The following is a 12,490-nucleotide window of genomic DNA, read 5'->3' on the forward strand; positions in this document are numbered from 1 at the left end:
CGCATACAAAATGGGGCCCCTGCCTTCGCAGGGGCGACGGTATTCATGCTGTCAAGCCGAGCGCCCGCTTCTGCAGGCCGACCAGCTCGCGGATCCCCTGCTCCGCCAGATCGAGCAAGCGGTTCATGCCCGCCCGGTCGAAGGCCTCGCCTTCGGCCGTGCCCTGCACCTCGACGAAGTGCCCGGCATCCGTCATCACGACGTTCATGTCCGTGTCGCAGCCGGAATCCTCGATGTAGTCCAGGTCCAGCACGGGCACGCCGGCCACCACGCCCACCGAGATCGCGGCCACGAAGTGCTTCACCGGCACGGCCGGGATCAGTCCCGCCGCCACCAGCCGCGAAAACGCGTCATGGGCCGCCACCATCGCGCCCGTGATCGACGCCGTGCGCGTGCCGCCGTCGGCCTGGATCACGTCGCAGTCCAGGTGCAGGGTGCGTTCGCCGAACGCTTCCAGGTCGAACGCGGCGCGCAGCGAGCGGCCGATCAGGCGCTGGATTTCCTGCGTGCGGCCGGACTGCTTGCCGCGCGCCGCCTCGCGGTCCATGCGCGTGTGCGTGGAGCGCGGCAGCATGCCGTATTCCGCCGTCAGCCAGCCCTGCCCCTTCCCCTTTAAAAAGCCCGGCACTTTTTCTTCGATGCTGGCGGTGCAGATCACCTTCGTGTCGCCGCACTCGATCAGCACGGAACCTTCGGCGTGCTTCGTGTACTGGCGGGTGATGCGGATGGCGCGCAGCTGGTCGACGGCACGGCCGCTGGGGCGGAGGGTTTCGGTCATGGATGTCCTTCTTGTGAGTGGTTGTTCGGGTTTATTTCAGTATCTGCGACGACTTCTCGATCGCGTCGCGGATCTCGGCGATCGCCTTCTCGATGTCGTCCTCGTCGAACGGATCGTCGGGGCCGGGCGCGGCGGCCGGGGAATCGATGCGGCTCGTGACTTCGCCCTCGGGCAGCATCTGCGTGGAGACGACGCCCGGGTCGGCGGCAAGGGCTGGCGTGCCCGCGCCCTGCCACTGGATGGCGAGGGCGGTCGTGTTGTCGCCGCGGCTGCCGGCGATGGCAGTGGCCATCGCGACCATCTCCGGCACGGCCTGCACGACGCCGTGCGCGGACAGGCGATGCGCGATCTCGGTGTCGGGCAGGACCGACCACAGGCCGTCGGAACACAGCAGCAGGATGTCGCCCGACTCCAGGCTCGCGCCGCGCGTCAGCTCGACCTTCGGCGGCGTCGACGCGCCCAGGCAGTTGTACAGCTTGTTGCGGTCCGGGTGCGTGGCACGCTCGCTCGCGTCGGCCTGCCCTTTCGCGATCAGGTACTCGATGTGCGAATGGTCGCGCGTGCGCCCGAGGACCTGCCCGCGGCGCAGCCAGTACAGGCGCGAATCGCCGCAATGGGCCCACACGGCGCTGTTGTGCTGCACCAGGCAGGCGACGATCGTCGTGCGCGGGGAATCCGGCATGGCGTGCTCGCGGGTGTAGCGCAGGATGTCGTCGTGGGCCTGCTGCAAGGCTTCTTCGAGGAAGCGTTCGGGCTTGCGCACGTACGGCGTGGCCTGCGCCTTGAAGCGCGCGGCGATGCTTTGCAGGGCGATCGTGGCCGCGACCTCGCCGCGCAGATGGCCGCCCATGCCGTCCGCCAGCACGAGCAGCAGCGCTTCGCGCGTGTACAGATAGCCCATGCGGTCCTGGTTGAGTTTGCGGCCGCCGATGTGGCTTTGCTGGTAGACAGAGAATTGCATATCGGTTCCTCAGTTACGTCCGCCGCGGCCGAAGCCGATGCGTCCCACGAGGCCGCGCCAGCCGGATTCCGGGGCGGCCTCCGTCGCCGCCTGCTGCGGTCCGGTGCGCGCCGCGGGGAGCCCGGCCTGCAGCGCCTTCTGCACCGCGAACACGCTCTGCGGCCGCGCCAGCGGATCGAGCGCGAGGCAGGCGCTCACCATCGCCACCAGGCCCGGCGTGTACGCGCCTTCGAGCCGCGCGACCTGCTCGATCATCGTGTCGGCCACGCGGCGCTGGTCGGCCGGCTGCGGCGGCGCGCCCGCCATGCAGGCGAACATGGCCGCGCCGATGCTGTAGATGTCCGTCCATGGACCGAGCGCGGCCCCTTTCGCATACAGCTCGGGCGCGGCGAAGCCGGGCGTGTACATGGGCGCCAGGGTGGGCGAATCGGTATGGATGGTCTGGCGCGCCGCGCCGAAGTCGAGCAGCAGGGGCGAGCCGTCGGTGCGGAGGTAGATGTTGGCCGGCTTCAGGTCCAGGTGCAGCAGCTTGTTGGCGTGGACCTCGCGCAGCCCGGCGCAGACGCCGTTGAAGACCTGCCGGATGAACGGTTCGCCGGCGCGGCTGCCCTTGGCATTGATCCGCGCGGCATATTCCTGCAGCGAGTGGCCGGATTCGTAGGCCATCACCATATAGACCGTGTCATTGGCGCGGAAAAAATTTAACACACGCACGACGTTCGGATGAACGATGCGCGCCAGCGCCCGCCCTTCCTCGAAAAAGCATTTCAGGCCGATGCGGAAGACGGGCAGATTGGTCTTGGCGATCACGGGCGCGAGCGCGCCCGGCGGGCGCAGCGCCAGGGCGCTGGGCAGGTATTCCTTGATCGCGACGGCGTTACCGTCGCCGTCATATGCCAGATAAACAATACTGAACCCGCCGGACGCAATTTTCTTTACAATGCGATATCCGCCAATTTCCAGGCCATCGGGCAAGGGAGCATTATTCTGGGCAGCCATTTGGGAAAGTATTCCTTGCTAAACACGGGGATTGTGTGGATAAATCACCGCTTTGTAAAGAATAAGGGAATCTCGCAAAACCACAGCGCGCGGCGCCACCCGCACCGCGCCGCCGGGCGGGTCGCGCAGATTCCGGAAATCGGGGACTCCATTGAGCATTTCTAGCATGACAGGTTATGCGGTCGCCACAAGCGAAGGCGCTGCCGGCACGCTGACGATCGAGATCAAGAGCGTCAATTCGCGCTTCCTCGACCTGCAGTTCCGCATCAACGACGATTTGCGCGCGCTTGAACCGGACCTGCGCTCCGCAATCATGGCAGCCATCACGCGCGGCAAGGTCGAGGTCCGTCTGTCGTTCGGCCGCAAGGCCACGACGGGCTCGCAGGCCCTCAACCACACGCTGCTGGCCGACCTCGCCCGGCTGCAGACCGAGGTCACGCGCCACTTCGTATCCGCGCCCCTGATGACGGTGGCCGAACTGCTGCGCTGGCCGGGCGTGATCGAGGAAGCGCAGATCGGCCAGGAATCGCTCCAGGCCGACGTCGCCGCCCTCGCCGCGAAAACGATTGCCGCCTTCGTCGACAGCCGCAAGCGCGAAGGCGCGGCGCTGGAAGCCATGCTGGTCGCGCGCATCGAGGCGATGGAAGCCATCGTCAAGCGCATCACGCCGCTGATCCCGCAAGTCATCGCCCAGTTCCAGCAAAAGGCCATCGAGCGCATGCAGGACGCCCTGGGCCTCGCCGGCCACGGCAATCCGCAAGTCCTCACGCGCCAGGAAGTATTCGAACGGATCCGCCAGGAAGTCACGCTGTACGGCATCCGCATCGACGTCTCGGAAGAATTGTCGCGCCTGACGGCGCACCTGACCGAGACCCGCCACATCCTCAAGAAAGGCGGCCAGGTCGGCAAGCGCCTCGACTTCATGATGCAGGAACTGAACCGCGAGGCGAATACGCTGGGCGCCAAGGCTTCCGTCAAGGAGCTGGCGGATGCGTCGATGGAGCTCAAGCTGCTCATTGAACAGATGCGCGAGCAGGTACAGAATCTCGAATAATCGCGGGCACGCCGCAGGGCGCGCAGGCGTCACGCGTGGGCACGGGGTGCCCACCCTACCGCAACATTCGTAGGGTGGGCACCACGTGCCCACGCGGATTTAGAATCACCGATACATCAAGCCGCAGCGTGGGCACCTCGTGCCACGCGGATTTAGTATCACCGATACATCAAGAATCACACGTAACAAAGGAACCCACCATGCTCACCTCCGCTTTCTCAGGCAGCCTGTTCGTCGTCGCCGCTCCGTCCGGCGCCGGCAAGTCGACCCTGGTCAATGCGCTGCTGGCGCTGGAACCGGGCATCAAGCTGTCGATCTCGACCACGACGCGCCCGCCGCGCCCGGGCGAAGAGGACGGCCGCGAATACCACTTCACCAGCGCCCAGGACTTCGTCGCCCGCGCCGATCGCGGCGAATTCCTGGAATGGGCCGAAGTGCATGGGAATTACTACGGCACGAGCCGCCTGACCGTGGAACAGGAAATGAAGACGGGCATCGACATCCTGCTGGAAATCGACTGGCAGGGCGCGCGCCAGGTGAAGAAGCAGTTCCCGGATGCGGCCGGCATCTTCATCCTGCCGCCGTCGATCGCGGCGCTGGAAGAGCGCCTGCACAAGCGCGGCACCGACGAGCCGCACATCATCACGCGGCGCCTGCTGGCCGCGGGGGGCGAGATCGCTCACGCTCCCGAGTTCGAGTATGCTATCATCAACGAAGAATTCAACGTTGCCCTGTCCGAGCTGCAGGCGATTGTCAGGGCGACACGTTCGCGCTTCGCCCAACAGGCAGCCCGCAACGCCTCGCTGTTTGCCCAACTGGGAATCCACGCGCTGCTACCGCAAACTTGACCATTGGTGGGCACGGGGTGTCCACCCTACTGCGATTCGTAGGGTGGGCGCCCCGTGCCCACGTGCCGTTTGCGTGACAGAATTATCACTGAAACAATTTCATTTGTTGGAGTTACCATGGCCCGCATCACCATCGAAGACTGCCTGAAAAACATTCCGAACCGTTTCCAGCTGACCCTGGCCGCGACCTACCGCGCGCGCCAACTGCTGCAAGGCCATACCCCGAAAGTGGAAGCCAAGGACAAGCCGACCGTCGTCGCGCTGCGTGAAATCGCTGCCGGCAAGGTTGGCCTGGAAATGCTGAAAAAAGTCCCGATGTAAGTCGGGCGGTGCCTGAGCTTATATGAGCCGACGGTGGTCCATGAATCAGCCCGTGATTCTGTTATGCTGTTTCCATACTGCGGCTGATTGTCTTTTCGTATGAACCTGTCCTCACCGGATTCCGTCCACTCGGGCACCAACACCACCAAGGCGAGCCGGCCCGGCCGGCCCGCCAACAAACCGCAGGAAACCGAACCGGTCCCCGCGCCCGGCGTCGCGTCGATCACCCATCTGGCCACCAAGCTGGCCGAATACCTCACTCCCGTCGAACTCAAGCGCGTCAAGGAAGCCTACCGCTTCTCGGACGAGATGCACCTCGGCCAGGTCCGCAAGTCGGGCGAGCCCTATATCTCGCACCCGATCGCCGTCGCCGAAATCTGCGCCGACTGGAAGCTGGACGCCCAGGCCATCATGGCCGCGCTGCTGCACGACGTGATCGAGGACCAGGACGTCAAGAAGGAAGAACTGCTGGAACGCTTCGGCCCGCAGGTCGCCGACCTCGTCGACGGCCTGTCGAAGCTCGAGAAAATCGAATTCCAGAGCGTCGTCGAGGCGCAGGCGGAAAACTTCCGCAAGATGCTGCTGGCGATGGCGTCGGACGTGCGCGTCATCCTCATCAAGCTGGCCGACCGCCTGCACAATATGCGCACGCTCGGCGTGATGGTCCCGGCCAAGAAGCGCCGCATCGCGGGCGAGACGATGGAAGTCTACGTGCCGATCGCGCATCGCCTCGGCCTGAACGACATCTACCGCGAGCTGCAGGACCTGTCGTTCTCGCACCTGTATCCGCTGCGCTACCGCACGCTGTCGAAGGCGATCAAGTCGGCGCGCGGCAACCGCCGCGAAGTGGTCAAGAAGATCCTCGACGCGGTCAAGAACCAACTGGCTGCGGCCGGCCTGCCGGCCGAAGTCTACGGCCGCGAGAAGACCCTGTACGGCATCTACAAAAAGATGCGCAGCAAGCACCTGTCGTTCTCGCAGGTGCTGGACGTGTACGGCTTCCGCGTCGTCGTCGACACGGTCCCGAACTGCTATGTGGCGCTCGGCTCGCTGCATGCGCTGTACAAGCCCATGCCCGGCAAGTTCAAGGACTACATCGCGATCCGCAAGATCAACGGCTACCAGTCGCTGCACACCACCCTGATCGGCCCGTACGGCACCCCTGTCGAATTCCAGATCCGCACACAGGAGATGCACCGCACGGCGGAATCCGGCGTGGCGGCGCACTGGCTGTACAAGACGGGCGACCAGAACATGACCGACCTGCAGCAGCGCACGCACGCGTGGCTGCAGTCGCTGCTCGACATCCAGCAGCAGACAGGCGATTCCGCCGAATTCCTCGAGCACGTGAAGGTCGACCTGTTCCCGGACTCCGTCTACGTGTTCACGCCGAAGTCGAAGATCATCGCCCTGCCGCGCGGGGCCACGCCGCTCGACTTCGCCTACAGCATCCACACCGGCATCGGCGACCACACGGTGTCCGTCAAGATCAACCACGAACCCGCGTCGCTGCGCACGGAACTGCGCAACGGCGACATCGTCGAGATCGAGACCGACCCCGATTCGCGCCCCAGCCCCACGTGGCTGTCGTTTGTACGCACGGGCAAGGCGCGCTCGGCGATCCGCCACCACCTGCGCACCATCAACCTGAACGAATCCGTCGAACTCGGCCAGGAACTGCTGCGCCAGGCACTGGCCCAGCTGAGCATCAAGGCCGAGCTGGCGCCGTCGACCGTCGACCGGCTGCTGGCCGAATCCTCGGCCAAGTCGATGGACGAGGTGTACGCCGACATCGGCATCGGCAAGCGCATGCCGGCCCTCGTGGCGCGCCACATCGTGAGCCTGCTGGGCGGCGACGTCACCACGGTTCCGGCCCAGCCGAGCAACGGCAGCGAGCTCGACCCGGTCACGATCTACGGCAGCGAAGGCGTCGCGGTCCAGCTGGCGCCGTGCTGCCTGCCGATCCCGGGCGACCACATCATCGGCCAGCTGCGCCGCGACCAGGGCCTCGTCGTGCACACGGCCGACTGCTCGCAGGCCAACCGCCTGCGCCTGAAGGAACCGGACCGCTGGATTCCGGCCCAGTGGGGCACCGAACTGAATCGCCGCTTCGACTGCCGCATCCGCCTCTTGATCAACAACGAAAAGGGCATCCTGGCCCGCGTCGCCGCCGAGATCGGCGAGTCCGATGCCAACATCACGTATGTCGGCATGGACGAGGACGACGAACACATGATGACCCAGCTGCGCTTCACGATCCAGATCAAGGATCGCGTGCACCTGGCGCATCTGATCCGGAACCTGCGGCGGGTGGCCGGCGTCAACCGCGTGGAGCGCGAGCGGGCGTGACGCGTCCGCGGCGGCGCCTTAGTCTTAGCCTTACAACGCCAGCGTACACCGGAACCCGACATACGCCCGCCGCGCCTGCGGCCGTTCGTCGACGACGGTAAACACCCCCGCCCCTTCCTGCGACGACCAGCTGCCGCCCCGCGCCAGCGCCCTGCCCCACCAGCTGCGCCCGGCGCGCGGCCACCAGCCGAGGCCCTGCTGCATCGGTACGCCCGGCGGCGTCGCCAGGGTGGGCGAACCGGGCGCGAAACCGTGCGCGACGATGCCGTCGATGTCGCCCTGGACATCGTCGAAGACCCAGCTGAACGCATTGCCCGCAACATCATGGATGCGCTCGCCGGTCGACAACACGTGCCAGCGCCGCTCGCGCGGATCGGGCGACGCCGCGCAGGCCGGCTGGGGCGCGTCGAACCGGCCCAGGTGCAATCCCTGGAACAGCCGGCCCGCCCCGACGGCGCCGCCGCTCCAGTTGGCGGCCTGGGCCGCGAGATCGTGCGCGATGGCCAGCGCCTGCGATTCGGTCAGCAGCCTGACCCCGGCCCGTGCGCAGGCTTCGCGCGCCGCGTGATAGCCGATGCGCACCCACGGCGGCGCCGTCGCGCTCAGCAGGAGCTGCCCGTCCGGTCCGCGCGCCGCCAGCCAGCGCGCCACCGCGAACGCAGGCACGGTGACGCCGCTTGGCAGCGTGGTCGCCGGCACGACGACGAAGCCGGCCGGGAGCGGCGCGGCCGGCCGAGGTCCGGCCGGAAGCGGCGCGGCCGCCACGACGGCCATATCCACCTCGAGATTGCCCATGCGCTACCTAGAACATCTGGTAGACATAGGGCGACAGCGCCGCCCGCGGCCGCGCCGCGACGTGCAGTTCGTGCAGCGCCCGCGCCGCCTCGGCCACGCGCGGCGCGAGCGCTGCCAGCTCGGGATGCCCGTGCGCGCGCCAGTGCGCGGCGAGGCGCGCGCCGAACTCGTCGGCATCCAGGCACGACGGCGCCAGGAAATCGCCGAGGCCCATCGTCGTGCGCGTGCGCTGCGTGTAATAGCTGGCCAGGCGCGGGTTCGGGCCCAGCGGGAACGGCACCTGGCCGGGCACGCAGCCGGCGGTCAGGGCGTCGAACAGCGGCGCCGCAAGGTCGCGCACGGCCGCGTCGTCAATCGAGCTCATAGGTCTTCCTCCAGTCTTCGTCATCCGCCAGCGGCGGCTGTTCGCGGCGCCACAACACGACGTCCTCCAGCACCAGCAGATCCATCTCCGTGCGCATGAAGCAGCGGTAGGCATCCTGCGGACTGCACACGATCGGCTCGCCGCGCACGTTGAACGACGTGTTCACGAGCAGCGGGCAGCCGGTCAGCCGTTCGAACGCTTCGAGCAGCGCGCGGAATTCCGGATGGCCGTCGCGATCCACGGTCTGGATCCGCGCCGAGTAGTCGACGTGCGTGATGGCCGGGACGTCGCTGCGGGGCTGGTTGATGACGGCCATCATGTCGTCGTCGCCGGCCTCGAACGCCCCTGTATCCATCGGCAGCCGGCGCATGTCGTTCACGGGCGCCACCATCAGCATGTAGGGACTGTCGCCGTCAAGATCGAAGTACTCGACGCAGCGCTCGCGCAGCACGGCCGGTGCGAACGGGCGGAACGATTCGCGGAACTTGATCTTGAGGTTCATGGTGGCCTGCGTGCGCGGGTTGCGCGGATCGCCGAGGATCGAACGCGCGCCCAGCGCGCGCGGCCCGAACTCCATCCGTCCCGACAGCCAGCCGACGATCCTGCCGGCCGCAAGCTGCTCGGCCACGAGGGCCAGGCGCTCGCCGCGCTCGGGAATGCGCCGGTACGGATAGCCCTTGCGGTCGAGGAAGGCGAGGATCTCCTCGCTCGAATAGCGTGGTCCGAGATAGCTGCCGCGCTGGGCGTCGCCGGCGCCGGGCGCGCGCCGGCGCGGGGCCTCGAACGCCATGTGATGCGCGAGCAGGGCCGCGCCGAGCGCGCCGCGGGCGGCCCCGGCGGCTGGCTGGATCCAGATACCGTCGAAGATGCCGGCCGCGGCCAGCTTGCCGTTGGCGACGCAGTTCAGCGCCACGCCGCCGGCCAGCACGAGCCGGCTTTCTCCGCTCAGGCGGCGCAGGTGGCGCGCCGTCTTGAGTACGATCTCCTCGGTCACCTGCTGGATGCTGGCCGCGAGGTCCATCTCGCGCCGCGTGATGGGCGTTTCGGGCTGGCGCGCCGGGCCGTCGAACAGGTCGGCGAAGCGCGGGCCCGGCATCGCCATCCCGTCCAGCCAGCCGAAGAACGCCATATCCAGCCGGTACGAACCGTCGGTGCGGACGTCGATCAGGTGGTCGCGGATGCGCCCGGCGTAACGCGGACGGCCGTAAGGCGCGAGGCCCATCAGCTTGTACTCGCCGGAATTGACCTTGAAGCCGCAGAAGCTCGTGAAGGCGCTGTACAGCAGGCCGAGCGAATGCGGGTAGTCGATCTCGGCGAACAGCTCGAGCTTGCGGCCGTGGCCGACGCCCAGCGTCGTCGTGGCCCATTCGCCGACGCCGTCGATGGTCAGCACGGCGGCGCTGTCGAACGGCGACGGGTAGAAGGCGCTGGCGGCGTGCGCCATATGGTGCTCGGCGAACAGCACGCGGCCGGCGCGGCCCAGCGTGCCGAGCGTCTGCCGGACGTGCTCGTTCACCCAGATCTTATCGCCCAGCACGGCCCCCGCCGCCTGCGCGAACAGGCCGCGCGCGCCGGCCGCATCTCCGCGGACGGCGCCGGCGCAGGCGTTCTGCACGACGCGGTCGAACGTCAGCAGCGGATTGTCGTAGAAGACGATCGCATCGAGGTCGGCGGCGTCGACGAAGCCTTCCTCGAGACAGTAATTGATGGCGTTGGCGGGAAACGACGGATCGTGCTTGCGGCGCGTGAAGCGCTCCTCTTGCGCGGCCGCGACGATCGCGCCGCCCTGCACCAGCGCCGCCGCCGCGTCATGGTAATAGCCGGCGATGCCCAGGATGGTCTTGGCCATGGCGCCCCCTCAGCTCGCGCGGGCCAGTTGCGCGCCCAGCAGCGCGGCGACGACGGGTTCGAGCGAGCACGCGAGGGCGTCGTGGCCGGCCGGCGTGAAATGGATGTCTGTTTCCCAGCGCAGGCGGCGCCGCGTCGCGGGCGCGATGCGCAGCAGGTCGGGCAGCGGATCGTGCAGGCGGCAGCCGAGTTCGGCGGTCAGTTCGGCAAAACGGGCCTGGTACGGCGCGGCATCGCAGGTCTCGTCGAGATGCTGCGGCAACGGCAGCGGCATCAGCACCACGGGCCGGTCGAGCGCGCGCACCCATTGCGTCAGGATCGCGCGCATCAGGCGCCAGGCCGGCGTGGCGGGCGAATCGTAATGCGGCAGCGGCTGGTATTGAGTGAGGTGCTGGACCATGTCGCGCATGCCAAGCCTGGTGATCATCTTGCGCAGCAGGAGGAAGCGCCCGCCCTGGTCCACCGCCGCGGCCTGGGCGGCGTCGAGTTCGTGGTCCTCGTACGGTTCGCGCCGCGGCGGCATGTGGCACAGCCGCAAGGCGTCGTTCTCCAGCCGGAAGTACGGCTTGGCGTAGATGCGCTCGATGCCATGTTCGTCGCGGTGCGGACGGAATTGCGCGGCGACGCGCCGGATGTTCTCGACGAAGACGGCGATCACGACGAGGTCGTGCTCGATGTCGCGGGCGAATTCGCGCCAGATGAGATATTGCTGGTCGGTGCCCGTCGACGACAGGCCGAAATTGTAGAACTCGACGGGCGGCGTGCCGGCGTCGGGCAGCCGCGTTTCCAGCAGATCCGTATAGCGCTGGCGGTTGGGCACGGCGTCGCCGGCCGTGAACGAATCGCCGAACACGAGTACCCGCCGGTGCCCGGGCGTGCGCGCCCGCACGAAGGGCCGATCGGCGCGGAACCCCTGTTCGTTGACCTGCATGAGATATCCCCCGCCTTCATGCGGAATCCGCACCCGCAGGCGGGGGATGTAGCGATAGCCGACGACAGGGTGGTATTCGTATAATTGCCTCATCATTTCCTCGTGTGGTCTTTTCGGACGAAATGATGATGCGTTATTTGATTGTGAGGATTTTTATGCAACCTCAAATTCTCGATTCCCAATGAAATAACGGATTCGTTTCCTCTCATATATTATTTTTGGAAAAGTATTTAAACGCAGAAACGAAATGCGCCGCACTGCGTTTCATTGGCGCCGCACAAAATCGGCGTCGGCAAGATCACTCATATTTATGCGGTCGCCCGCAGCACTGGAACGCTCTGCGCAGGGCTGCGGCAGTGCGCGGCGGATGGCACGACGGAATTCTTGGTTTAGGAAAATAGAAAAGCGGATACGCAAATTGAACAACGGGGCCGAGCATGCGACCATCGACTTTTCACCACAATGGTTTATTGATCCGATACCTGATGGTGTTTTTGATCGGCTATGTTCTATTTTCTATTTATGCCCGTGCCGATACCCGACACCATCGATTGGGCGCACGGTCCGCTCAGACGATTTCCGAATGCGGATCGGCCCGCAATTCGAGAATGCGGTCGAATGCCGCGCACGCGCCGGCGCAGGCGTCCGCGATCTCGGCCGGCGTGCGCACGTTGGCGCGCAGCGCCTGCATGAAGGCGCGCCAGCGGGGGCCGGGGCCGCCGGCGTCGCCCTTCAGGTAGCGCAGCCGGTGCGGCGCCAGGCGCGCGCGCAGGCGTCCGTACAGCACGGCGCCGCCCAGTTGCGAGCCTTCGATCACGTAGTGCACGCCCCAGCGGTAGGCGGGGCTTGCCGCTGCCGGCCATGCATCCGCGACCGCGTACTTTTCAGCATGAACCGGTATGCCCGCCTCGGCCAGGTCGGTCTCGATCAGGCCGAGCCGCGCGCCATGATCGAAAGCCGGGCCGTCCGCAAAGCCGGCCAGCCACGCGTGCAGCGGACCGAGCCAGGCGCGCAGCAGGGCCAGGTGGGCCGTGTAGTCGTCCAGCGAGGCGTCGGGGGCGCCGATGGGCAGGCCGCTGTCGAGCGCCGCGTGGCGCGTGGCGGTGGCTGCGCGCAGGGCGGCCAATGGATCGGCAGCGTGCGCGGCATGCGCGGCATCGAGAGAGCGGGTCATGGGATGGACAGGGTGAAACCGGGCATCTTATCAGCGGCGGCAATCCCGCGCCGGATGGCATGCGAGCG

Annotated in this window: 12 protein-coding genes; 4 read left to right on the forward strand and 8 right to left on the reverse strand. The window is 66.9% G+C overall.

All coding sequences use genetic code 11. From position 1 onward, the window contains the following. Window positions 1-43: 43 nt before the first annotated feature. From rph to ACEN9Q_RS19305, 3 genes are read right to left on the reverse strand one after another with little or no spacing between them, the layout of a single operon-like run. Complete coding sequence (rph, locus tag ACEN9Q_RS19295; RefSeq protein WP_495625688.1) at window positions 44-778, reverse strand: ribonuclease PH; 735 nt, start codon at window positions 776-778, stop codon at window positions 44-46. A gap of 31 nt (window positions 779-809) precedes the next feature. Then, a complete protein-coding gene (locus ACEN9Q_RS19300; protein ID WP_056443442.1) occupies window positions 810-1,739 on the reverse strand; it encodes a PP2C family protein-serine/threonine phosphatase in 930 nt (309 codons plus the stop codon). 9 nt (window positions 1,740-1,748) lie between these two features. After that, window positions 1,749-2,738, reverse strand: coding sequence for a serine/threonine protein kinase (locus ACEN9Q_RS19305; RefSeq protein ID WP_495625689.1), 990 nt, complete (start codon window positions 2,736-2,738; stop codon window positions 1,749-1,751). Between the two features lie 166 nt (window positions 2,739-2,904). Between ACEN9Q_RS19305 and ACEN9Q_RS19310 the strand changes: the two genes are divergently transcribed. The 4 genes from ACEN9Q_RS19310 to ACEN9Q_RS19325 all read left to right on the forward strand — a co-directional run bounded on the left by ACEN9Q_RS19310 (window position 2,905) and on the right by ACEN9Q_RS19325 (window position 7,310). Continuing rightward, window positions 2,905-3,792: a YicC/YloC family endoribonuclease gene (locus ACEN9Q_RS19310; RefSeq protein WP_056443449.1), complete on the forward strand. Its 888-nt coding sequence runs from the start codon at window positions 2,905-2,907 to the stop codon at window positions 3,790-3,792. Window positions 3,793-3,992: 200 nt separating this feature from the next. Continuing rightward, window positions 3,993-4,640 (forward strand): guanylate kinase, encoded by a 648-nt coding sequence (gene gmk / locus ACEN9Q_RS19315; protein ID WP_495625690.1) that lies wholly within the window; start codon window positions 3,993-3,995, stop codon window positions 4,638-4,640. Window positions 4,641-4,757: 117 nt separating this feature from the next. Then, entirely contained in the window at window positions 4,758-4,961 is a 204-nt protein-coding gene (gene rpoZ, locus ACEN9Q_RS19320) for a DNA-directed RNA polymerase subunit omega (protein WP_056443456.1), read from the forward strand. Window positions 4,962-5,060: 99 nt separating this feature from the next. Further along, window positions 5,061-7,310, forward strand: coding sequence for a RelA/SpoT family protein (locus tag ACEN9Q_RS19325; protein ID WP_495625691.1), 2,250 nt, complete (start codon window positions 5,061-5,063; stop codon window positions 7,308-7,310). Between the two features lie 30 nt (window positions 7,311-7,340). Here the strand turns inward: ACEN9Q_RS19325 and ACEN9Q_RS19330 are convergent, their stop codons facing one another. From ACEN9Q_RS19330 to ACEN9Q_RS19350, 5 genes are all read right to left on the reverse strand, one after another. Continuing rightward, window positions 7,341-8,105, reverse strand: coding sequence for a hypothetical protein (locus ACEN9Q_RS19330; protein ID WP_495625692.1), 765 nt, complete (start codon window positions 8,103-8,105; stop codon window positions 7,341-7,343). A 7-nt stretch (window positions 8,106-8,112) separates the two neighbouring features. Further along, the gene (locus ACEN9Q_RS19335) at window positions 8,113-8,469 is read right to left on the reverse strand and encodes a hypothetical protein (protein WP_056443465.1); all 357 of its coding nucleotides are present in this window, start codon (window positions 8,467-8,469) and stop codon (window positions 8,113-8,115) included. Continuing rightward, complete coding sequence (locus tag ACEN9Q_RS19340) at window positions 8,456-10,318, reverse strand: carbamoyltransferase family protein (RefSeq protein ID WP_495625693.1); 1,863 nt, start codon at window positions 10,316-10,318, stop codon at window positions 8,456-8,458. The genes ACEN9Q_RS19335 and ACEN9Q_RS19340 overlap by 14 nt, the downstream gene beginning before the upstream one ends. Window positions 10,319-10,327: 9 nt before the next feature. Then, window positions 10,328-11,344, reverse strand: coding sequence for an SGNH/GDSL hydrolase family protein (locus ACEN9Q_RS19345; protein ID WP_495625694.1), 1,017 nt, complete (start codon window positions 11,342-11,344; stop codon window positions 10,328-10,330). A gap of 472 nt (window positions 11,345-11,816) precedes the next feature. Further along, window positions 11,817-12,422, reverse strand: coding sequence for a biliverdin-producing heme oxygenase (locus tag ACEN9Q_RS19350; RefSeq protein WP_495625695.1), 606 nt, complete (start codon window positions 12,420-12,422; stop codon window positions 11,817-11,819). Between the last annotated feature and the right edge of the window lie 68 nt (window positions 12,423-12,490).

It is taken from the genome of Massilia sp. Masssp93, from assembly GCF_059491295.1.